General features: G+C 42.7%; 19 protein-coding genes and 1 tRNA gene. 7 read left to right on the forward strand and 13 right to left on the reverse strand.

Annotated features, from left to right (window positions below; translation table 11 throughout):
* Positions 1 to 12: 12 nt before the first annotated feature.
* The 8 genes from sucC to sdhC form a co-directional block, all read right to left on the reverse strand.
* Positions 13 to 1,179, reverse strand: a complete 1,167-nt coding sequence (sucC, locus tag FTT73_RS06675; protein WP_005096289.1) for an ADP-forming succinate--CoA ligase subunit beta — start codon at positions 1,177 to 1,179, stop codon at positions 13 to 15.
* A gap of 172 nt (positions 1,180 to 1,351) precedes the next feature.
* Positions 1,352 to 2,782, reverse strand: coding sequence for a dihydrolipoyl dehydrogenase (gene lpdA / locus FTT73_RS06680; RefSeq protein ID WP_005096288.1), 1,431 nt, complete (start codon positions 2,780 to 2,782; stop codon positions 1,352 to 1,354).
* Positions 2,783 to 2,877: 95 nt separating this feature from the next.
* Positions 2,878 to 4,092: a 2-oxoglutarate dehydrogenase complex dihydrolipoyllysine-residue succinyltransferase gene (odhB, locus tag FTT73_RS06685; protein ID WP_005171964.1), complete on the reverse strand. Its 1,215-nt coding sequence runs from the start codon at positions 4,090 to 4,092 to the stop codon at positions 2,878 to 2,880.
* An 18-nt stretch (positions 4,093 to 4,110) separates the two neighbouring features.
* Positions 4,111 to 6,933, reverse strand: coding sequence for a 2-oxoglutarate dehydrogenase E1 component (locus FTT73_RS06690; RefSeq protein ID WP_005096285.1), 2,823 nt, complete (start codon positions 6,931 to 6,933; stop codon positions 4,111 to 4,113).
* A gap of 820 nt (positions 6,934 to 7,753) precedes the next feature.
* Entirely contained in the window at positions 7,754 to 8,464 is a 711-nt protein-coding gene (locus tag FTT73_RS06695; protein WP_005171970.1) for a succinate dehydrogenase iron-sulfur subunit, read from the reverse strand.
* A 14-nt stretch (positions 8,465 to 8,478) separates the two neighbouring features.
* A complete protein-coding gene (gene sdhA, locus FTT73_RS06700) occupies positions 8,479 to 10,377 on the reverse strand; it encodes a succinate dehydrogenase flavoprotein subunit (protein ID WP_005171973.1) in 1,899 nt (632 codons plus the stop codon).
* Positions 10,378 to 10,389: 12 nt separating this feature from the next.
* On the reverse strand, positions 10,390 to 10,755 hold the full coding sequence (sdhD, locus tag FTT73_RS06705; RefSeq protein WP_005096282.1) for a succinate dehydrogenase, hydrophobic membrane anchor protein: 366 nt from the start codon (positions 10,753 to 10,755) through the stop codon (positions 10,390 to 10,392).
* Positions 10,755 to 11,153, reverse strand: coding sequence for a succinate dehydrogenase, cytochrome b556 subunit (gene sdhC / locus FTT73_RS06710; RefSeq protein WP_074383085.1), 399 nt, complete (start codon positions 11,151 to 11,153; stop codon positions 10,755 to 10,757). Before sdhC ends, sdhD begins: the two co-directional genes overlap by 1 nt.
* 1,008 nt (positions 11,154 to 12,161) lie before the next feature.
* On the opposite strand from sdhC, the gene gltA reads away from it, so the two are divergent.
* The 3 genes from gltA (at position 12,162) to FTT73_RS06725 (ending at position 16,089) form a co-directional block, all read left to right on the forward strand.
* Entirely contained in the window at positions 12,162 to 13,436 is a 1,275-nt protein-coding gene (gltA, locus tag FTT73_RS06715) for a citrate synthase (RefSeq protein ID WP_005096279.1), read from the forward strand.
* A 151-nt stretch (positions 13,437 to 13,587) separates the two neighbouring features.
* The gene (locus FTT73_RS06720; RefSeq protein ID WP_074383086.1) at positions 13,588 to 14,091 is read left to right on the forward strand and encodes a hypothetical protein; all 504 of its coding nucleotides are present in this window, start codon (positions 13,588 to 13,590) and stop codon (positions 14,089 to 14,091) included.
* A 372-nt stretch (positions 14,092 to 14,463) separates the two neighbouring features.
* A complete protein-coding gene (locus FTT73_RS06725) occupies positions 14,464 to 16,089 on the forward strand; it encodes an NAD+ synthase (protein ID WP_180077210.1) in 1,626 nt (541 codons plus the stop codon).
* 215 nt (positions 16,090 to 16,304) lie between these two features.
* Here FTT73_RS06725 and FTT73_RS06730 read toward each other — a convergent pair.
* Positions 16,305 to 16,381: transfer RNA gene (locus FTT73_RS06730), tRNA-Met, on the reverse strand.
* 176 nt (positions 16,382 to 16,557) lie between these two features.
* Between FTT73_RS06730 and FTT73_RS06735 the strand changes: the two genes are divergently transcribed.
* Together FTT73_RS06735 and FTT73_RS06740 are read left to right on the forward strand one after the other, a co-directional pair.
* Positions 16,558 to 16,962 carry a hypothetical protein gene (locus FTT73_RS06735; RefSeq protein ID WP_005171986.1) on the forward strand — a complete coding sequence of 135 codons (405 nt, stop codon included), beginning with the start codon at positions 16,558 to 16,560 and terminating at the stop codon, positions 16,960 to 16,962.
* Positions 16,963 to 17,202: 240 nt separating this feature from the next.
* Entirely contained in the window at positions 17,203 to 17,643 is a 441-nt protein-coding gene (locus tag FTT73_RS06740; RefSeq protein WP_005096273.1) for a universal stress protein, read from the forward strand.
* A gap of 53 nt (positions 17,644 to 17,696) precedes the next feature.
* Here the strand turns inward: FTT73_RS06740 and FTT73_RS06745 are convergent, their stop codons facing one another.
* Both FTT73_RS06745 and FTT73_RS06750 read right to left on the reverse strand, forming a co-directional pair.
* On the reverse strand, positions 17,697 to 17,993 hold the full coding sequence (locus FTT73_RS06745; RefSeq protein ID WP_100357308.1) for an MGMT family protein: 297 nt from the start codon (positions 17,991 to 17,993) through the stop codon (positions 17,697 to 17,699).
* A 198-nt stretch (positions 17,994 to 18,191) separates the two neighbouring features.
* The gene (locus FTT73_RS06750; RefSeq protein ID WP_005171990.1) at positions 18,192 to 19,691 is read right to left on the reverse strand and encodes a sodium:proton antiporter; all 1,500 of its coding nucleotides are present in this window, start codon (positions 19,689 to 19,691) and stop codon (positions 18,192 to 18,194) included.
* Between the two features lie 229 nt (positions 19,692 to 19,920).
* On the opposite strand from FTT73_RS06750, the gene FTT73_RS06755 reads away from it, so the two are divergent.
* Positions 19,921 to 20,475, forward strand: a complete 555-nt coding sequence (locus tag FTT73_RS06755; protein ID WP_005171992.1) for a hypothetical protein — start codon at positions 19,921 to 19,923, stop codon at positions 20,473 to 20,475.
* 243 nt (positions 20,476 to 20,718) lie between these two features.
* Here FTT73_RS06755 and FTT73_RS06760 read toward each other — a convergent pair whose 3' ends face one another.
* Positions 20,719 to 21,624: a neutral zinc metallopeptidase gene (locus tag FTT73_RS06760; protein ID WP_180191179.1), complete on the reverse strand. Its 906-nt coding sequence runs from the start codon at positions 21,622 to 21,624 to the stop codon at positions 20,719 to 20,721.
* A 48-nt stretch (positions 21,625 to 21,672) separates the two neighbouring features.
* Positions 21,673 to 22,599, reverse strand: a complete 927-nt coding sequence (locus FTT73_RS06765) for a DUF808 domain-containing protein (RefSeq protein ID WP_180191180.1) — start codon at positions 22,597 to 22,599, stop codon at positions 21,673 to 21,675.
* A gap of 189 nt (positions 22,600 to 22,788) precedes the next feature.
* Between FTT73_RS06765 and trpS the strand changes: the two genes are divergently transcribed.
* A complete protein-coding gene (gene trpS / locus FTT73_RS06770; protein ID WP_005172000.1) occupies positions 22,789 to 23,802 on the forward strand; it encodes a tryptophan--tRNA ligase in 1,014 nt (337 codons plus the stop codon).
* Positions 23,803 to 24,012 lie beyond the last annotated feature (210 nt).

Genomic DNA, 24,012 nt, shown 5'->3' on the forward strand with positions numbered 1-24,012 from the left:
GATTGATACTCCTTAAGCTTTTACAGCAGCAACGATTTTTTCTGCAGCGTCAGCAAGACCATTTGCAGAAATCAATTTCAAACCTGATTCATCCAGTAATTTTGCACCCAGTTCCGCATTGTTGCCTTCGAGGCGAACAACCACAGGAACGGTCACATTTACTTCCTGAACCGCCGCAATAATTGCTTCTGCAATCATGTCACAACGCACAATTCCACCAAAAATATTAATCAACACACCCTGCACAGAATGATCTGCCAGAATAATTTTAAAAGCTTCAATCACGCGCTCTTTGGTCGCACCACCACCGACATCAAGGAAGTTAGCAGGTTGACCACCATAAAGCTTGATAATATCCATGGTTGCCATCGCAAGACCGGCACCATTCACCATACAGCCAATGTTCCCTTCCAATGCCACATAGTTCAGATCGAATTCAGATGCTTTGAGTTCACGTTCATTTTCCTGAGACTTATCACGTAGCGCAGCCACTTCAGGCAAACGGTACAGTGCATTCGAATCAATCCCGATTTTGGCATCCACACACAGAATATCGCCATTTTCACGTACCGACAGCGGATTGATTTCAAAAAGTGCAAAATCATTGTCTACAAATGCCTGATAAGCAGCAGTCATGACTTTAACAAATTGATTAATTTGGCCATCTTTGAGTTTTAGGGCAAAAGCCACTTCGCGAGCCTGAAATGGCATGAGCCCCACTAAAGGATCAACTTCAACTTTAATAATTTTTTCAGGGGTTTCTTCGGCCACTTTCTCAATTTCAACACCGCCTTCAGTCGATGCCATAAAAGTAATGCGGCGGGTTGAACGATCGACCACCGCACCCAAATAAAGTTCGCGCTCAACAGGATAAACATCCTCAGAGACTAAAATGCTATTTACCGGCTGACCATTGGCATCGGTCTGATAAGTTACCAGGTTTGAACCGATGATCTGGTTGGCATATTCAGCAGCCTCGGTAGCCGATTTAACGACTTTTACACCACCGGCCTTCCCACGACCACCCGCATGCACCTGAGCTTTCAGTACTGCGAACTTTCCACCTAACTGCTCGAAAGCATGTACCGTTTCATCGGCATTGGTGGCAAGTATCCCTTCCTGTACCGGCATACCATATTTTTTTAATAGCGCTTTTGCTTGATACTCATGTAAATTCATTCAATAACCTTTTATTACTTCTTTGCCTTGTTATAAACCCACCAGTACCCAGACGTCCGTCAAAGCAGTACCAGCATTTCTTAAAATCGTTATCTTTATTTTTAGATGATTGTTCCCATAAAAACAACCATGAAATGTAAAAAGAGCGACCTAAGCCGCTCTTTTTTTAATTTTATTTACGTTTGCGTTGAATCGCATGAATCGCACGACCATCGACCGCAAGTGCAGCTTCGTGTACCACTTCAGAGAAAGTTGGATGACCAAAAGTCATCAACTGTAGATCTTCAACTGAAGATACAAACTCAAGTGCAATCATACCTTGATGTACGATGTCAGACGCAGCAGGTCCAATCACGTGCATACCCAATAGACGATCTGTTTTCGCATCAGCAACAAACTTCACAAAACCAGCATTTTCGCCAGCAGCCATTGCACGGCCGTTTGCAGCAAAACCGAATTGACCGGTTTTCACTTCGTGACCTTTGTCTTTGGCTTGCTGTTCTGTTAAACCAACCCACGCCGCTTCCGGATGGGTATAGATGACAGAAATAATCGTGTCGTAGTTGACTTGAGCGGCATGACCGTGAATACGTTCAACGGCCATTACGCCTTCTTCCATGGCTTTATGCGCAAGCATAGGACCACGAACCAAGTCACCAATTGCGTATACGCCGTCCACAGACGTTGCACACCAATCGTTCACTTCAACCAGACCACGCTCAGTCAGTTTAATGCCGCAATCATCCGCCAATAAACCTTCAGCATAAGCACGACGGCCTACACATACGATTAACTTGTCGAAAGTTTGAGTCTTGTCTTCACCGCCCTGAGTGTACTTCACAGTCACTTCAGAACCGTTCACTTCAGTACCAGAAACTTTCGCACCAACGCGAATATCAAGACCTTGCTTAGTCAACAGTTTTTGGTAGTCTTTTGCCAAGGCTTTATCAGCCATTGGTAAGAATGCATCCATTGCTTCAAATACAACAACTTCAGCACCCAGACGACGCCAAACTGAACCTAATTCAAGACCGATAACGCCCGCACCAATTACGCCTAATCGTTTAGGTACTTCTTGGAATTCAAGTGCGCCAGTTGAGTCAACAATAATGTTTTGATCAACAGGTGCAGATGGGATATTGATTGGCACAGAACCAGTCGCAAGAATCACGTATTTTGGTTCTAAAATTTGAGTTTCGCCTTCATGAGAAACGAACTCAACTTTTTTACCGGCAAGTAATTTACCTGTACCTTTTAACCATTCAATGCCATTACCTTTCAGCAAGCCATCAATACCCATGGTCAATTGGTCAACGATTTTGTCTTTACGCGCTAAAAGTTTAGCAAGATCAAATTTCACTTCACCCGTGGTAATACCGTGATCATCTAGATGCTGCACTGTATCTTCGTAACGGTGAGAAGAATCAAGCAAAGCTTTAGACGGGATACAACCCACGTTTAAGCAGGTGCCACCTAAAGATGGCTTGCCTTTATGAATACGTTTTTCGATACACGCAACTTTGAAACCAAGTTGAGCTGCACGAATTGCTGCTTCGTAGCCGCCCGGGCCACCACCAATTACGACTAAATCGAATTGAGACATGTTTATCTCCAAATAATCCCCTTTAATCTCCCTTCAAAAGGGAGACCTAAGCCCTCTTTTTAAAAAGGGATTAGGGAAGATTCTTAATAAATAAATTACAGATCAAGGATAAGACGCGCTGGCTCTTCTAACAATTCTTTGATTGTTACAAGGAAACCGACTGCTTCTTTACCATCGATTAGACGGTGGTCATAAGACAATGCAAGGTACATCATAGGCAAGATTTCTACTTGACCATTCACTGCCATCGGACGTTCCTGGATTTTATGCATACCCAGAATCGCAGTTTGTGGCGTGTTCAAGATCGGAGTAGATAACAATGAACCGAAAGTACCACCATTGGTAATCGTGAATGTACCGCCAGTCATGTCTTCGATGCCTAATTTGCCATCACGCGCTTTCGCAGCGTATGCACGAATACCGTTTTCAACTTCGGCATAGTTCATGCGGTCTGTATCACGAAGTACAGGAACCACCAGACCACGCTCAGATGAAACTGCAACACCAATGTCATAGTAACCGTGATAAACAATGTCATCGCCATCGATTGATGCGTTCACTGCCGGATAGCGTTTTAGCGCTTCAGTTGCTGCTTTAACAAAGAATGACATGAAGCCAAGACGTGCACCATGACGTTTTTCAAACGCATCTTTGTATTGAGCACGCATTTCCATGATTGGTTTCATGTTCACTTCGTTGAACGTGGTCAACATTGCAGTTTCTTGAGTCGCTGCAAGTAAACGTTCAGCAACACGCTTACGAAGACGTGTCATTGGAACACGTTTTTCGATACGTTCGCCCACAGCAACGCTTAATGGCGCAGCAGCAGGAGCAGCTGGTTTCGCTTGGTGGTTTGCCACATCTTCTTTGGTGATGCGACCGCCACGACCTGTACCCGCAACATCAGCTGCTGCAACACCAGATTCAGTCAATGCTTTACGCACTGCTGGCGCTTGGTCTTGTACTTGCTGACGTTCAACGATTGGTGAATTACCTGCTTCAGTATTCGCCGCAGCTTGTTCAACTTTCTCTTCAGACTGAACTGCTTGAGTTTGAGCAGCGCCAGAAACAGCACCTTCTTCAAACTGTGCAATGACTTCAGCTGAAAGTACAGTGTCGCCTTCATTTTTAATGATAGAGGCAATTGTACCGTCTGCAGGAGCAACAACTTCTAAAACAACTTTATCAGTCTCAATATCACAGATCACTTCATCACGTGATACTGCTTCACCTGGTTGTTTGTGCCAAGTTGCGATCGTACCGTCCGCAACTGACTCTGGGAATACCGGTGCTTTAATTTCGGTTGCCATTACTTAGAATCTCCTGGATTATTCAGCGTCGATCGCAAGCGCGTCGTTGATGAGCTGAGCTTGTTGTTTTGCATGCAAATATGGTGAACCACAAGCCGGTGCAGCAGATGCTTCACGGCCAGCGTAGCTAATACGGACTTGTTTACCCGCTTTCATCACATCGTCATATAGACGCGGAGCGATGAACAACCAAGCACCTTGGTTTTTAGGCTCTTCTTGTGCCCAAACCAGTTCTTTCACATTTGGATATTGTGCAAGGACTTCTGTCAGGCGTTTTTCTGGGTATGGATATAATTGTTCAATACGCACAATCGCAGTATTGTTCAATTCTTTTTCACGACGTTTTTCAATCAGGTCGTAATACACCTTACCACCACACAGAACCAGACGGGTTACATCTGACTTGTTGATGTTGTCCACTTCATCAATCACGGTCTGGAAGCTGCCGTTTGCAAGTTCTTCTAGCGTAGAAGTTGCAAGTTTGTGACGAAGAAGAGACTTCGGTGAAGTCACGATCAATGGCTTACGGATTGGGCGAATCGCTTGACGACGTAAAGCATGATAAATCTGTGCAGGCGTGGTCGGTGTGATCACTTGCATGTTGTCTTCAGCACATAGCTGTAAGAAACGCTCTAAACGTGCAGATGAATGTTCCGGACCCTGACCTTCAAAACCGTGTGGAAGAAGCATGGTCAAACCACAGACACGTTCCCATTTGGTTTCACCAGACGAGATGAACTGGTCAATCACAACCTGTGCACAGTTCGCGAAGTCACCGAATTGCGCTTCCCAAATGATCAAGCTCTTAGGAAGAGTCGTCGCATAACCATATTCAAATGCCAATACCGCCATTTCTGACAACAATGAGTCATAGATTGCAGTACGTGGCTGGTTTTCTTTCAGGTTACACAGCGGAAGATAAGTTGAACCATCGACCTGGTTATGCAGTTTTGCATGACGGTGTGAGAAGGTACCACGACCTACGTCTTCACCGGTTAAACGAAGCAAGTAACCATCATCTAGTACAGTTGCATACGCCAGAGTTTCAGCAGCACCCCAGTTCAGTGGCATTTCGCCCGTTTGCATTTTCAGACGGTCATCGATCACTTTCGCAACCTGACGCTGCATCACGAAGCCTTCAGGAAGCTCGCGCATTTTCGCGCCAAGTTCTTTTAGACGCTCGATCGGGAAAGTCGTATCCCATTCGTCTGTGTAGTCATGACCCAAGTAAGGCGTCCAGTCCACAAACATTTTCTTGTTCGGTTCAAGTACCAGCGCATTGGCAACGTGATTACCCGCTTCCAGATCTGCACGGTAATTTTCAACCATTTGATCTGCATTTGCACGATCAAGAACACCCTGTTGTACCAGTTGATCCGCATAAAGCGTACGCGTGGTCGCTTTCTTGCTAATCACTTGATACATCATTGGTTGAGTTGCAGCTGGCTCATCCGCTTCGTTATGACCACGACGACGGTAGCAGAACATGTCAATCACAACGTCTTTACGGAAAGTATGACGGAAGTCATGTGCCAATTGTGAAATGAACACCACAGCTTCAGGATCATCCCCATTGACATGGAAGATCGGCGCCTGAATCATTTTCGCGATATCAGTACAGTATTCTGTAGAACGCGCATCACGTGGATCAGAGGTGGTGAAACCCACCTGGTTATTAATCACAATGTGCACTGTACCACCCACGGTATAACCGCGAGTTTGTGACATCTGGAAAGTTTCCTGGTTGACGCCCTGACCTGCAAATGCAGCATCACCATGTACGATTAATGGCAATACGTCATCGCCGCCAATGTCTTTACGACGTACTTGACGTGCACGTACCGAACCCTCAACCACAGGGCCAACGATTTCCAAATGTGACGGGTTAAACGCCAATGCCAAGTGAACTTCGCCACCTTGGGTCATCACGTTTGAAGAGAAGCCTTGATGGTACTTAACGTCACCAGAACCTTTCTTGTGAATCGATTTACCTTCAAACTCACCAAACAGGTCAGCCGGGTTTTTACCCATGATGTTAACCAGAAGGTTTAAACGGCCACGGTGAGGCATACCGATTACAACTTCTTTACAGCCAACAGAACCTGCACGCTGAATAATTTCGTTAACCATCGGGATGAATGATTCACCCCCTTCAACGCCAAAACGTTTTGCACCAACAAACTTATTACCTAGATATTTTTCCAGGCCTTCAGCTGCGGTTAAACGTTCAAGGACATGTTTCTTTTGTTCAGCATTAAAACCATATTGACCGCGTGCACTTTCCAGACGTTGTTGAATCCAACGTTTCTCTTTGGTGTCCACGATGTGCATGTATTCAGCACCGATTGAACCACAGTAAGTGGCTTCCATTGCCTGAACCATCTCAGCCAAAGTCGCTTCTTCTTTACCGATCGCCAGGTTGCCAGTATTGAATACCGTATCTAGGTCCGACTGAGTTAAACCATGCGCAGCAAGATCTAGATCAGGCACAACTTCACGTTTCGCCAAACCTAATGGATCCAGTTTTGCTTTCTGGTGACCACGATTACGGTATGCAGCAATCAGCTGTAACACGCCAATTTGGCGACGTTCATGCTCTGAGCTGACAGTTGATTGAACAACAGGCTGAATACGGCTTGAATTACGACCTAAAAGTAGGAATTGCTCACGTACATTACTGTGTGGTTGATCACCTTTTGGGAATTTACCGAAGTATTCTTGCCAGTCAGCACCTACTGAATCCGGAGCCGTCAAATACTGCTCATAAAGTTCTTCAATATACGCTGCACTATCAGCGCTAAGTTCAGTGTCAAGACGCAGAGCGTCAGCAACTTCTTGCATTTGTGGACCCATTTCCTATTGCAAAAACATTTTCAGGATGCTTTTTAAGCAAAACCCAGGATTATTAGTGTCAGATTGGTAATATGACACTAGTCCCCCATAAGGCATAAGCCATGAGGCGTTATCACCACACCAAGAAAATCTTGATATGTTTAATGAACAATAACACCCCTCAGCGGTATCATTACTCATTGAATACCCGATCGAAACCGGGCAATTTTTTGCAAATCGACTTAGAAAAAACAAGTAGGAACAAAGATTTTTTCTAAAGCGACTCAAGCCTACCTTTATATACCAGTCCGTGGTTATGCAATGTTTAAAAAATGTACCTAAAATGGCATTTTCTAAAGATAGTCATAGGCTAAATGCTAACATGTTCTCAAGTTTTCAATTGATTTTTTTGACACATACCTTTCATAAATTGGCTAAATACAGTTCAGATATTTTACTCTAACCTATGGTGCTTTATCTCAAAAATAGATTCAATGTAGACTTAAGTCCTAAGCATTTCCGATAAATAAAAAGAGAGCAAACCTTTCAATCCACTCCCTCCTTAAATTTCCGTTATATAATAACATCGTTCTTGTTATTTTTCAGGTCAGTTTTACAGCTAAAAATCATAAATACCCCAAATAATTACATGTTCTTGTTCTATAGCACTTAACATCACCCGTCATTTCCTGACTACCTGACTCAACTTTATACATTTTAAGTATAGTATCTTTATTTTTATCTGATAATTTTTTATTTTGCTTCAATGGTTTGCACAAAAAAGCACACCTTGTGGTGTGCTTTTTTCCAAACTGCTATCAGCAGCCTATTAACCTGCCATATCTAAAAGCATATTACGGATGTGACCGATTGCTTTAGTTGGGTTCAAACCTTTAGGACACACAGATACACAGTTCATGATGCCTTTACAACGGAACAATGAGAATGGATCGTCAAGACGAGCCAAACGCTCTTGTGTTCCAGTATCACGCGAGTCAATGATGAAGCGGTAAGCGTTCAACAATGCTGAAGGACCTAGGAACTTGTCCGGATTCCACCAGAATGACGGGCATGAGGTTGAACAACATGCACATAGAATACATTCATACAGACCATCAAGATGCTCACGCTCTTCAGGAGACTGTAAACGTTCCTTTGGAGGCGCAGGCTGGTTGTTGATCAAGAATGGATGGATCTTGTTGTACTGATCGTAGAACTGGTTCATGTCAACCACCAGATCTTTCACTACAGGAAGACCAGGCAATGGACGAACAGTAATTTCATTTGGTAAATCGTTCAGGTTCCAAAGACACGCCAAACCATTTTTACCATTGATGTTTACACCATCAGAACCACAAATACCTTCACGACATGAACGACGGAACGTTAAAGATTCGTCTTGTACTTTTAATGCTAGAAGTGCATCAAGCAACATACGGTGCTTGTCAGTCAATTCCAATTTAAAAGTCTGCATGTACGGTGCTTTATCCTTGTCAGGATCATAGCGGTAGATATGAAATGTACGAGTACCTCTACTCATCTGAATTCTCCTGATTAGAATGTACGTGGTTTAGGTGGAATCGCGTCAACCGACAATGGACGGTAACGAACTGGCTTGTACTCAAGACGGTTGTCCACAGAGAACCATAATGTGTGCTTCATCCACTCATCATCACGACGACCATATGGATAATCCGCATGATCCGGTGACAATTCGAAATCTACCACAGTATGCGCACCACGACATTCTTTACGCGCAGCAGCTGAAATTAAGGTCGCTTTTGCAACTTCATACAAGTTTTCAACTTCTAATGCTTCAACACGTGCAGTATTAAATACTTTAGATTTGTCTTTCAAATGAATATTACGAACACGTGGCTCAATTGCAAGAATCTGTTTTACACCTTCTTCAAGTAGTGCTGATGTACGGAATACACCTGCATGATCTTGAACGATGTCACGAATCGCATCTGCAACTTCCTGAGCATTCTCACCTGTTGTGGATTCGTCAAGTTTACGAATACGCGCAACCGTTTGCTCAAGTACCGTTGTTGGTAGTGGCTCGTACTCATCACCGTGATGTTTAGTCACATAATCGATGATGTGTTTACCCGCAGCCTTACCAAATACCACCAAGTCAAGCAGTGAGTTGGTACCTAAACGGTTTGCACCATGTACAGATACACATGAACACTCACCAATTGCATAGAAACCTTTCACTGGCTTAGTGAAATCACGTTCGGCTGCATTGGTCGAATAAACATCGGTATCCTTGTTGTAATGTGCCGCCAGCGCTTCAGTTTCGCGTGACTCAGGCACAACAACCTGACCATGAATATTGGTTGGAATACCACCCATTTGGTAATGGATTGTTGGTACTACTGGAATTGGTTCTTTGGTGATATCCACGTTCGCGAATTTCTTGCCAATTTCGAATACCGATGGCAGACGCTTCATGATCGTATCCGCACCTAAATGCGTCATATCAAGCAGGATATAGTCACCTTTAGGACCACAACCACGACCCTCTTTGATTTCCTGGTCCATAGAACGTGATACGAAGTCACGTGGAGCCAAGTCTTTCAAAGTTGGAGCATAACGCTCCATGAACGGTTCGCCATCTTTGTTACGAAGGATTGCACCTTCACCACGACAGCCTTCAGTCAGCAATACACCTGCACCCGCAACACCCGTAGGGTGGAACTGCCAGAATTCCATATCTTGCAATGGAATACCTGCACGCGCCGCCATACCAAGACCATCACCAGTATTGATATAGGCATTGGTAGATGCACGGTAAACACGACCCGCACCACCGGTAGCAAACAATGTGGCTTTACCTTGGAATACGGCAATTTTACCAGTTTCCTGGTCAATTGCAGTGACACCAAGTACGTCGCCTGCTTCGTTACGGATCAAATCAAGTGCGATCCATTCTACGAAGAATTGCGTACCCATTTTCACGTTGCTTTGATAAAGCGTGTGAAGAAGTGCGTGACCTGTACGGTCGGCAGCAGCACATGCACGTGGCACCGCTTTTTCACCGTAGTTCGCAGAGTGACCACCGAATGGACGCTGGTAAATTGTACCATCAGCGTTACGGTCAAATGGCATACCCAAGTGTTCTAATTCGTATACCACTTGAGGTGCTTCACGCGTCATAAATTCGATTGCGTCTTGGTCACCTAACCAGTCCGAACCTTTTACTGTGTCGTAGAAATGGTAGTGCCAGTTATCTTCTTGCATATTACCAAGAGATGCACCAATACCACCCTGCGCTGCCACAGTGTGAGAACGGGTTGGGAAAACTTTGGTCAGTACCGCAACTTTCAAACCAGCTTGAGCAAGTTGGTAAGACGCACGCATACCTGAACCACCACCACCCACGATGACTGCATCGAAGGTTTCGTGTGGAATATTTGTGTAATCTTCTTTAGGGTTTATAGCGCCCATGATTGTTTCCTATCAATTCGCCCAAAAAATCTGGATCGCCCAGATTGCATATGCCAACACAGCAATAATCACTGCTGAAGTCAGTACAATACGCAAACCATTCGCCGAAGGACCCATTTGACGAGTCGTCACATAGTCTGTGAAAACTTGCCACATACCAATCCAAGCGTGTGCAACAAGAGATAAGACTGACAATAAAGATAGAATCTTCATTGGAGTTGTCATCATGAAGCCATACCATTGTTCATAGCTGAATCCACTGTTACACAGGATCCAACCTAAAATAACAACGGTATAAACAGCCAAAATAACAGCACTAACACGTTGGAGAAACCAATCGCGAGAACCTGAACCTGTTAAACCAGTAGCGCTTTTCATTAGAGTACGATCCATACAAATGCTGCAACAATACCGATTGCAGACAAGATTAATGCGATAGTAGATGCGACACGGCCACTTTCTAATTCTTCAGCAACGCCAATGTCAGCAAGTAAATGCTTAACACCCGCAATAAAGTGAAAAATCAAGCCGGCGACAAATACCCATACAATGAAGCGAACAATGAAACCATTCATGATTTCTTGAACTTGCGCAAAACCTTCAGGTGAAGACAGTGATTTGTCTAAAATCCAGAGAAGGACCGGTACGAGTAAGAATACGATAACACCTGAAAGACGGTGTAGAATTGATGCAATAGCCACGGGCGATTTTAAGTTTACTTCTAAAACTTGACCCATGGACAAATTGACAGGTCTGTTGCTTTTCACAGCGGGCATCCTGTAAGTAAAAACTCCATCCGGAGTTTGTTGGAATTAATTCGAAGGAAAGCTGGCATTCTTAGGCAAATACATGCCTAAAATCAAAACGACACTGAATTATAAAACGTCAACTATTAAAACACAAACAGATGGATTTGGCTTTTTCAAGAAAAACCCTTTAAATAAGAATCATTAACAACAACATATGAGGTTCTTTAGTGACTAAGAATCCACTAACTTTCATCTATATAATTGTTTTTAAATAATTAACTTGATCAATTTACTCTGTTATTCTTTTTAAAGCCAATTCCCGCTATTTAGACTAAAGATGCACAGTTGCAGCACAAATCTTATTTAAAATCTCGATTTAATTTAAATGGAAATCAAGCTCATACAGGTAGTGCAGCAGTTATTAAGATGGGTCTGCTTTCAGGTATAATTATAACCTGAGCTTAAAGAGTCACTTAGACTGCACTCGATGATGGATTTTTTGATCGCTTTAGAGGATTTGGATTCGAAAAATCACTCATTTATTTTTAGACTGGGGACCTTTGCTGCAAAGTTGGCCATTTATTAAGCTATTTTTTAATCAATTGAATCAAGTCAAAAATTTAATTAATTGCTTTTATTTATAATTCTGCATGTGCAAAGGAAATGAGTAAAAACCATGTAAGTTATGAGATTTATATAGTTTTAACAACTCCCAATAAGATCAGCGATACTTTTTCGCAGCATTTCTTAGTCTGAAAAAATGCTTACAAATAATTCAGGCCCTCTATTTTTTTCTGCACCTCTGTTTAAATTTGACTTATTATAGAGGTTTGATGCTGTGATTTTACTGAACTTTTTATACCAAGATGGTGTGACTAAGCCGCTGTGCAAGCGTCATTTTTTCATCCATAAGTATAATTGACAAAATTTCAGTACTCACTAATCTTATAGCAAATTTTTGATCCATCCGTTTTGTGCATTAAAAGATTGATAGACAACTCGGATATACATTCACCAGGACAGGAGATCTATTGAATGTCTGAAGCAACTGGCAAGAAAGCCGTTTTACAGCTTGATGGCAAAGAAATTGAACTACCAATTTACAGCGGCACATTGGGCCCAGATGTAATCGACGTTAAAGATGTGTTGGCTGCAGGTCACTTTACTTTTGATCCTGGTTTTATGGCAACAGCGGCGTGCGAGTCTAAAATCACCTTCATCGACGGTAACAAAGGTGTACTTTTACACCGTGGCTACCCAATTGATCAATTGGCGACTAAAGCTGATTACCTAGAAACTTGCTATTTACTTCTTAATGGCGAACTTCCGACTGCTGAGCAAAAAGAAGAATTCGACGCTAAAGTACGTAACCACACAATGGTTCACGACCAAGTTAGCCGCTTCTATAACGGTTTCCGTCGTGATGCGCATCCTATGGCGATCATGGTGGGTGTTGTTGGTGCGTTATCTGCATTCTACCACAACAATCTGGACATCGAAAATGTTGATCACCGTGAAATCACAGCGATCCGTTTAATTGCGAAGATCCCTACTTTAGCGGCTTGGAGCTACAAGTACACAATCGGTCAACCGTTTGTTTACCCACGTAACGACTTGAACTACGCTGAAAACTTCCTTCACATGATGTTCGCGACTCCTGCTGATCGTGATTACAAAGTTGATCCTATCCTTGCTAAAGCAATGGATCGTATCTTCACGCTTCATGCTGACCATGAACAAAATGCCTCTACGTCTACAGTACGTTTAGCTGGTTCTACTGGTGCTAACCCGTATGCATGTATTGCTGCTGGTATCTCCGCACTTTGGGGCCCTGCTCATGGCGGTGCGAACGAAGCTGTTCTTAAGATGCTTGATGAAATCGGCTCTGTAGAAAACGTTGCTGGCTTCATGGAAAAAGTGAAGACTAAAGAAGTTAAACTGATGGGCTTCGGTCACCGAGTTTACAAAAACTTCGATCCACGCGCGAAAGTCATGAAAGAAACTTGTGACGAAGTTCTTGGTGCGCTTGGCATCAACGATCCACAACTTGCTTTGGCTATGGAACTTGAACGTATTGCGCTTTCTGACGAATACTTCATCAAACGTAACCTATACCCGAACGTAGACTTCTACTCAGGTATCATCCTTAAAGCGATTGGTATCCCGACAGAAATGTTTACTGTGATCTTCGCGCTTGCACGTACTGTTGGCTGGATCAGCCACTGGTTAGAAATGCACAGCGGTCCTTACAAGATCGGTCGTCCTCGTCAGCTTTATACTGGTGAAGTTCAACGCGATATCGCTCGTTAATTCGAACGGCGTTGCAAGACAGAAAAACCACCCTTTGGGGTGGTTTTTTTAGTGCTGACAAAATCCTACATATAGCCTCTTTAATCCATTTTAAAATGCATGAACCTCGACCATATTCATAGATTGAAAACTTGAACAGGATCTGTGCTTGATGTTGTTGTATGCCCTACCGTTTATTTTAAGATTCATCCGTTTTGAACAGTTTAAGTGCCGTAACTTAACGGCCGGTGAAATCAGAATCTGTCAGCAGGTATTTGGCAATCTGATTGACTATTCGGCAGTCAGAATCATGAATCACCCTTATTTACCCTGGCAATCCAGCCATGTGATTATGGCGCCCAGTGGTTATATCCATGCACGAAATTTAAATTATCGGGAAGACTATTCATGTGAAAGCTTGGCCTATCAGGCACTGTTTATTCATGAGATGACCCATATTTATCAATACCAACAGCAGATTAATGTGGTTTTAAAAGGCGCATTTCTACAAAGTGCTTATTTTTTAAGCTTAGGGAAATATAATCCTTACAAATATCAATTTAATCCCAACAAATCATTTTCACAGTATAATATTGAACAACAAGGTGATATTGCCCGAGATATTTTTCTTAAAAAAATACCCAATATTATTTTAGATAGCCAAACAATTGTTTGATATATAATCATTTTTATTCAAAATATCATCTTGATTTGGCATTTTGAAAATTAAGGCCATGAATAAATGATTTAAATCCTGAGATTTATTCATGTGCAGAAAACCTACATATTCTTTATTTTTGGATAATAACTTTTCATTTCAACATTCATTCTCGCAAAACAGCTCTAGCTTCTGGATTAAATTTCGATAAAATAACCCAAGTATGATATTTTAGCTCGCAGATCAAGATTTAACGATCATGTGATAAAGACGTTTTTTCTTTTGCCATTTGGCATTTTTTTAAGTATCAAAATGCACTCAGCTGGATAATTAGAATTATAAAAATCAGTGATTTAGTGTATTAACCTATAGGAATAGGATTTAATTGGAATGAAAAGTTTTAAAATTGCGATTGCTCAGTTCTCTCCACATGTGGGCAATTTGGATGCAAATACTCAAAAAATGATTGATCAGGCCAATCAGGCTAAAAAAGATAAGGCTGATCTGATTATCTTCCCTGAGCTTGCAATCTTGGGCTACCCTGCAGAAGATCTATTAATTCGTCCAAGTCTGGCCAAACGCACCAAAGCTGCTTTTGAAAAACTGACTGAAGTCAAAGATATTGTGATGGTCTTCGGTTTTGTAAATCAAACTGAAGATGGCCAGCGTTATAACTCAGCAGCCGTCATGAAAGATGGTGAGGTGCTGGGTATTTATAACAAACAGGTGTTGCCAAACTATGGTGTATTTGATGAAAAGCGTTATTTCAGTGAAGGTCATCAACATCTGGTATTTGAATATCTCGGACACAAATTTGGTGTGCTGATTTGTGAAGACGCATGGTCTTTAGCTACTGTACAGCAGCTGGCAAAACTCAATATCGAAACTGCTCTGGTACTGAATGCCTCTCCATATGAAGTGGGTAAACCACAACACCGTATCGAGACCATGGCAGCTCTGGTAAAACAATTGAATATCAATCTGGTCTATTGTAACCAGGTCGGTGGTCAGGATGATCTGATCTTTGACGGTACCAGCTTTGTGTTAAATAAATCTGGCGAAGTCGCGCTACAGGCCCCAAGTTTCCAGGAAAGCCTTTCTATCGCAGAATATGATGCTGAACAGCTTCAATTTAGCAAAGGTACAATTACACCTGCGCTGGACACCATGGCTGAGATCTATCAGAGCCTGGTGATGGCAACCCGTGATTATGTACAGCGTTCTGGCTTCCCCGGCGTGATTCTGGGCCTATCGGGTGGGATCGATTCTGCCCTGACCCTTGCGATTGCTGCAGATGCCATTGGTGCAGACAAAGTTCAGGCGGTCATGATGCCTTATACCTATACCGCGCAAATCAGCGTAGAAGATGCGGCTGAACAAGCAAAAAATATGGGTGTAACTTTTGGTATTGCCGAAATCAATCCGGTAGTAAACGGCTTTATGCAGGTACTCTTCCCGTTCTTTGGAAGCGCCCCGGCAGATGCGACTGAGGAAAACCTGCAAGCACGTTCGCGTGGCACCTTATTAATGGCGCTTTCCAACAAGTTCGGCAATCTGGTGCTTGCGACCGGAAATAAATCTGAACTGGCTGTAGGTTATTGCACACTGTATGGTGACATGGTCGGTGGCTATGCCGTCTTAAAAGATGTGTACAAAACCATTGTATTTGAACTGGCGAAATATCGTAACAGTATTTCAGAAACACCCGTGATTCCAGAACGTGTTATTACTCGTCCACCATCAGCAGAACTGCGTCCAGATCAGGTCGATCAAGACTCTTTACCTTCGTATGACATTCTGGATGCCATCCTGTATTCATACATCGAAGAAGACATGAGTCAAGACGATATTATTGACAAAGGTTTTGATGCCGAGGTGGTGAAAAAAGTCATCCGTCTGGTCGACATGAATGAATACAAGCGCCGCCAAGGTGCAATTGGACCACGAATCAGTTCACGTTCTTATGGGCGCGAACGTCGTTATCCAATCGTCAATGGCTGGAAAGCAGGTAACTAAGCCCTTTTCTTAGTTATTTAAATCGAATCGCCCGAGTGAATACTGGGGCGATTTTTTTATATCGACGCTAAAAGTAGAAAATTAATCAACAATCACAGAAAAATAATTTTGGAAATATCTGAAAATTTACTGGATGCTTCAAATAATTTTTATCATGCGCCATACTTTTTAAAAGACAAAAAAAGAGACCAAGCTGAGAGCTTGGTCTTTTAAAATGGTGGCTATGACGAGACTTGAACTTGTGACCCCCGCATTATGAGTGCGGTGCTCTAACCAACTGAGCTACATAGCCGTAAACTGTGTGCGCATTATCGTAATTTCAGGTGCTATCGTCAAGCATTTTAAAACACAAATGTTCAGTCTTTATGCAAATGAAGAATAAACTCTTAAACTTTAAACAATATTAGATTTTTTATTTGGTATTTCACATATTCTTATGAAGAACTTTAATGCTTGGAGCTTTCACCGATGTACAAAATTAACATACTGATTCTTTTGCTCAGCACTTTAGCAATCACCGCCTGCCAAGTGATTTCTCCTATTTTTGTCAACTACAATGGAGTACGTCGCGATGTGGCACAGTGGATTAATCATCAACAATTCATGAGCATGCAACAGAAACGCACCTTGGCGCAATTAAGTCGGGCTCAACAGCAAATCAAGCGTTATCCGGAATATGATCAGACTCAACGACTGGCCATTGCCAAAGAAAATCAGATTGCATTCTATTGTGCACGTTTGCATGTGAACGAACATAAAATCCAGCAACTGCAACAACAAATTTTCGCACCTGAGACGCAGGCGATTTTAAATCAATATGAACAACTGGCACCACAAATCAAATTGGACCCGGCATCCATTCAATGTGATTGACAATCAGCTTGAATGTTTCTATAAATCTATATAATTCAATTACTTAAAATCAATAAACCATGAAACTTAAAACTCAGAAACCTGCGTTTAACTGTTTAATCTATTAGACATTATACCTATGTATTTACTTGGTTTTATTTTTATACAATACAGGCTATGATCAAAGTATAAACAACTATTCGTACTCGGTTTAACGCGTCATCATTTTTATAACACTTAATTCCCAACAGGAGAATTCTAATGCCTTTTGAACATATTTTAGTTCCTATTGACGGTTCGGAAACATCTTATGCTGCCGTTGATAAAGCAGTCGAAGTTGCCAAAGCATTTAACAGTAAAGTGACAGTGGTACAGGTACTGACACTCGACCCTTATATTGCTGCGGAATATATCTCTGCAGCGCAAACCAACGACCTGATTGAACGTGCCCGCACCTCGATCTTAAAAACTCTGGATGAAGCCAAAGCAAAATTCTCTGGTGCAGGTGTTGAAGTAGATACCCAGCTACTTGAAGGCCAGGTGATTTATAGCGAGATTGTCAAAGCAGCGAAAGATTTAAATTCTGACCTGATCATAATTGGTTCACATGGCCGTACTGGCTTCAAGAAACTGTTCCTGGGCAGCGTAGCTCAAAGCATTCTAGGTCAGGCCGATATTCCAGTGATGGTTATTCGCAAGTAATCCGTGCATCAAACTTAAAATCCCCACTTTCTAAAAGCGGGGATTTTTTATATCTAGACCCAACCATCCCACTGATAGCGTTTTAAATCCACACGATCACCGTCAAGTACAATCCCTTCCTGTATCAGCTTTTGTTGCTGAATATTCTGGCCAGATGAATCAAGCTTGTTCAGACTGATTTTAGCTTGTGCATTGATCACCCGATACCAGGGAATGTCGGTATTTTCTTCCAGATGACTTAAAACCCGACCCACTAAACGTGCATGTTGAGGTAAACCGGCCAGTCTGGCAATCTGCCCATAGGTTGCAACTTTTGCATAAGGGATCCGACTGACCACAGTCAAAATCATCTCTGCCATTTCCTGACTGGCTGAACTTGTCTTGCTGCATTTCATCTGTTCAATAGTACCTTTAAATAAAAGATCACGCCCTGATCCCCCTATTAACAGCTATAGAAAAATAATCACGCCTGATTAAATGCTGAGTCAAGCGATCTCATTTCACTATTAAACATAATCCAGTAGCGCTTTATCTTCTGGATTTTATCTTTAGAAATTATCTGGATTTTCCAGCCGTTTTACCTCTTGAACTTTGTCTGGATGATGTACAGTAGCAACACCATCGATATCTTTCTGATCAATCAGAATCTCTGGCTGAAAAATAGTGATGGTTTCATTTCCTTTGACATCTTCTCCGACAATATATTGAAAACCCTTACGGTTCAGCTTGTGGCACATACGCTGGTACCAGCCTTTAAAGCCCTGTGTGTCTTCCTCGGGATTATAGTAAAAAGCATTCATCACCGCAGGTAAGCCCAGACCACACACCAGACCCGACAAGAGCACCACAATAAAGGTATAGCCCACCAAAATACTGCTATAAGCCTCTAGCTGAGGAATATTGGCCACCGCCAGAATAAGCGCTAGGGAAATCCCGCCACGCACACCGCCCCAGGACAAAATCGTTAAACTGCCGTTATAGCTTTTTCGGCGTATTTTGGGGAACATGGCAAATGCCAAGTGATTGGCAGCAAAGCGCGCTAGATGTAAAATAATAAATGCCACAATCCCGCCCAAGACCAGACTGGTACTCAGGTCAAGAATAAACAACTCCAAGCCAATCAGAGTAAACAGGAAGGAGTTAATAATCCCTTCAACCGTATGCCAGAAATGGTTCACGTCACCAATATCGGCATCGGCCAGAATTTCTTTCCATTTATTACCGACGATTAAGCCACCAATGACACAGGCAATCGGCGCTGAAGCATGGGCCAATAAAGCAATAAGATAAGAGCCACATGCCAATAAAGCAGTGGTCAGAATCAGTGACTCCATTTCATGCTTGCCACGCAAAATTCTTAATATTGCAAAGCCAAATCCCAGACCAATCAGTACGGCCACCACAATCTCATACAATAAAGTTTGCATGACAGCCAGTACCGTAAAGTTTTCGCCTTGCAGAACATTGAGCAAGGTCATAAATAAGGCGATACACATGGCATCATTAAATAACGATTCGCCTTCCAGCTTGACAATCAGATGATGCGGTGCGCGAACTGAACTCAATACACCTTTAATACCGATCGGATCAGTCGCCCCCAAAGCCGCACCAAGTAATAACAACACCAGTAAATCCACATGATTACCAATCAGGAACTGATAGCCATATAAAACTGCACCAAAGAACACCGCGCAAAAGACCAGCGCTAAACTTGCCAAAATACCAATCGGTCGCCAATGATTACGTAAATCTGAAACCTTAAACTTCAGTGCAGATGAGGTCAGAATAAAGCAGATCACCCCATTGATCAGAAAGTCATAAAAATCGATATTACGAACAGCCTGCTCGATATTGTCAATATTAATACTAAAGAATGGATTACCTTGTAATAAACTGGCGCCCCATTGCAAAATAAAAACAAAGATGGCCGAAACAATCGGAACACCGATCGCTTGCGGAAAACCTAAAACACGCTTATTAAACATAGTGGTGGCAATGGAAAGTGCAAAGACCACCGTGAGTAGCTGAAGAAAAAAGAAATTTCCCATTCGGTTTCCTAAAGTCGGGCGAGATGGAGCAATATGCGCCGAGCAGCATGGTCAAAATAGAGATTTGAATAGCAGAGCATTAGTAAAAAGGCATTCTAGCAAAACAAGTTTAATCCTCTTTTTATCGAATTGAGTTAAGTTTCTTTTCAGTATTTCCGAATGATGATTTAACATACAGATCAGCACTCGGCTTTTGCTTTCCCATCTTTCTATTTTGAATTTTTCTCCCATGCACCAAACTGTCAAAACCATTTTTCGTCTTTGTTTTGCGAGCGTGATTTTTCTGATCACCTTATCCTTATGTTTTACCTGCTTCGCTAAAATTCAGGAGATTCTGCAGGCAGAACAGCATTATCAGCAGGCAACCCGTATTCCCTTGAAAAGTACAACTGGCGAACAGTATGTTTTGGTATCTAATAACCAGCGACCGGACAATGCCATTTTTATTCTGATTGCAGGAAATGGTTATGTGGCCAAAATCAATTGTGAGCATTACAGTGCTTTATGTAGTGATGAGGACAATCAATCACATACCCGTCAAATCCAGAGCGTCCACCTAATTAAAGCGGGAAATCTGTTTTATATTGAAAAAATTCAATTTAGAGATAGCCGGACTGGCAAAGTCACGGCTCTCGAATATACCAACCATGATATGCAGCAGTTCTATCAAAATGACATCAACAATCTCAAATATACGGTCTTTGCCATTGCCTTGTTTGCTTTGGCCGCCTTATTTGTCAGTATCAAGATATTAAGAAATTTCCGGCGTTTTCTGCATAAATAAAAAAGGATTGCCTGCTCCACAGCTGCCCCACAATTGAATTAAGTAGATTTTGGAGATGCGAGTGTGACAAGGAGGTCACACCTTAGCCATCACGACAAGCATGTTGTGTATGGCGAACAAAAGACTTTTGCCTGCTTTTGACCTGTCAAAAGCAGGATTTCATGACGTCATAGATTCAAACTATAACCAAAGTTAAAATGATGAGAAGCAGTGGCACCTGCTCCTTTTTTATCTGGAAACAAGCTAAATATTTTGGTTAAAGGTATCGCAATTCGAAACCTGACCCGATTTCAAGCCGGTATTAAACCACTGTACGCGCTGCGCACTGCTGCCATGGGTAAAGCTGTCCGGTACCACCTGCCCGCGAGCACGTTTCTGTAAATAGTCATCACCAATTTTATGTGCGGCATCCATAGCTTCCTGCACATCTCCCTGTTCCAGAAACTGGGTGCGCTGATGATTATGGTAGGCCCAGACTCCAGCCAGACAGTCTGCCTGCAATTCTTGGCGCACTGAAAGCTGGTTACTCTGTACCTCGCTTGCCTGCTGACGTGCCTGCTGTACTTGAGAGGAAATCCCCAAAATCGTCTGGATATGATGACCTACTTCATGGGCCACCACATAAGCCTGCGCAAAATCTCCGGCCTGATCATTACGGGAGAGTTCGGTGGCATTCTGTTCCCCACTAATCCCCATCTGAGTACGCATATCTTTAAAGAATGCGGTATCGATATAAACTTTCTGGTCTGCCGGACAGTAGAAAGGTCCCATCGCCGCCTGAGCCGTACCACAACCCGAATTCACAATGCCATTGAATAAAACCAGTTTCGGGGGAACATACTGCTGATTTAACTGCTGCTGAAACACCTGAGTCCAGGTATCTTCAGTATCTGCCAGTACGGTGCCGACAAAATCAATCGACTCCTGCTGTTCAGGCGTAGGATTTTCCAGACCCCGTGTTTCCGCCGCACCCGATACGCCTTGGGTGACCTGTTTGGTGGTTTGATAAGCTTGCTGTGGATCGACGCCGAAGAATTTCCAGGCCGCAAAAGCCACAATCAACCCGATAATACTGATTCCGCCAGCTTTGGCACCACCACCGCGACGGTCTTCTACATTACTACTGACACGACGACCTTTCCAACGCATAGTTTTTTCCTTTTCTTCATCTGCTCAATTTGCAGATATTTTTGCATCTTAAGCTTTTGATGATTTGGGCCAGATTTTTTTAATCAGGCTGATGACCAGCATCACCAGCAGACCCGCTAAAATTCCCACGGCGAAATTAATCAAGGTCGGTGTCAGGGCACCTACAATATTTCCGATACTGGGAATATCCTGTACATAGCTAACACTATCTTCAGTAAAGTGGTGAATAACAGGAATAGCATGATTAATAATTCCCCCACCGACCAGGAACATCGCAGCAGTTCCAACAACTGATAAAATTTTCATCAGAATCGGGGCAAATGCCAACAAGCCGCGCCCTATTCCTTGCTTAAAATCGGACGGCTGCTCGGTCAGATGCAGACCGATATCATCCAGTTTGACAATCAGGGCAACAAAACCATAGACCCCGATGGTCATCACGATCGCGATCAGGCTTAAAACGGTAACTTTGGTCAGCATAGAGGCTGCTGCCACCGTCCCCAAGGTAATCACGATAATTTCAGCCGAAAGGATAAAGTCGGTGCGAATCGCGCCTTTGACTTTTTCATTTTCAAACTGGTGCAAATCTGTTTCAGTCTGGATCAGTTGCTCACGGGCCTGTTCAGCATCCTTGGCCTTCGGTGTATACAAGGTGTGTACGATTTTTTCCACGCCTTCATAACACAGAAACAAACCACCCAACACCAATAAGGGGTTAATCAGCCAGCCGGCAATAAAGCTGATTAACAAGGCCAGCGGCACTAAAATCAGCTTATTGACAAAAGAACCTTTGGCCACTTTCCAGACTACCGGCAATTCACGATCTGCCCGTACGCCTGACACTTGCTGTGCATTTAAAGCCAGATCATCACCGAGGACGCCTGCTGTTTTTTTGGCTGCCATTTTACTCATCACAGCCACATCATCCAAGACCGTCGCAATATCATCTAATAATAGTAATAAACTGCTCGCCATATTTATTATCCTTATCATATTTCAGTTTATTTTAATCAAAATTCTTAAAAATATTGTATTCACTTGTTTAATTAATAAGATTTTTTTAATACAGCTTTTTTTCTGGCTGACAATCAAAAACAGAATACCGTACAATGTTGCCATTCGTTAAAATACAGCTGTAGTACTGACTACCCTTTGGAATAAATAATGAGTAATCAAGATAATCGTCCAGTGATCTTGACGGGCGACCGTCCTACCGGACAACTTCACCTCGGCCACTTTGTCGGTTCATTACGCTCTCGTGTAGGCCTGCAAGATTCTCACCATCAACACTTGTTACTTGCTGATGCTCAAGCACTCACCGATAATGCCGATAATTTTGAAAAAGTACGTCGTAACATTATTGAAGTGGCAACGGATTATCTGGCTGTCGGTATTGATCCAACTAAAACTACAATTTGTGTTCAGTCATGTTTACCTGCCTTAAACGAACTGACGATGCTTTACCTCAATTTCGTGACTGTTTCACGTCTTGAGCGTAATCCGACCATTAAATCTGAAATCCAGATGCGTGGTTTTGAGCGCGATATTCCAGCAGGTTTCTTGTGTTACCCGGTGGCTCAGGCTGCCGACATTACAGCATTCAAGGCCACTGTTGTTCCTGTGGGTGAAGATCAGATTCCAATGATCGAACAGACCAATGAAATCGTGCGTCGTCTGAACCGTCAAATCGGTCATGACCTGTTACCAGAATGTAAAGCGCTACTGTCTAATGTCGGCCGCCTCCCTGGTTTTGATGGCAAAGCGAAAATGTCAAAATCTTTGGGCAATACCATTGTGCTGGATGCGACAGATAAAGATATTAAAAAAGCCGTCAATGCCATGTATACCGATCCGAATCATCTTCGTGTGGAAGACCCAGGTCAGGTTGAAGGCAATGTAGTATTCACTTATCTGGACGCCTTTGATCCAAACAAAGAAGAACTGGAAGAGCTTAAGGCATACTACCGTCGTGGTGGCTTAGGCGATGGTACAGTGAAAAAACGTCTGGAAGGCATTCTCAAAGAATTGATTGGCCCAATCCGTGAGCGCCGTATGGAGCTTGCTAAAGACCCTGACTATATTATGGATATTTTAAAGACCGGAACAGATAAATGTCGTGATATTACCCAGGCGACTTTAGATGAAGTGAAAACCGGTTTAGGTGTATTCCGTTTCTAAACATAAAATGACCACCTAAAGCTCTTCATATGAAGGGCTTTTTTATTGCGAGGTGTTTATGCACGATAAAGCAGCAAACTCGCCCATAGAATCTCCATAGTTTTAACCTTAATTAACATCTATTAACATGAATACTGCTGAGTCAAGCCTTACCGGGTCGTATTATAGCTACATACAGTAAGGAATCAAATTTAACTCTCTCCACAGTTA

The organism is Acinetobacter sp. YH01006, assembly GCF_013420445.1.
Lineage (GTDB): Bacteria > Pseudomonadota > Gammaproteobacteria > Pseudomonadales > Moraxellaceae > Acinetobacter > Acinetobacter pseudolwoffii.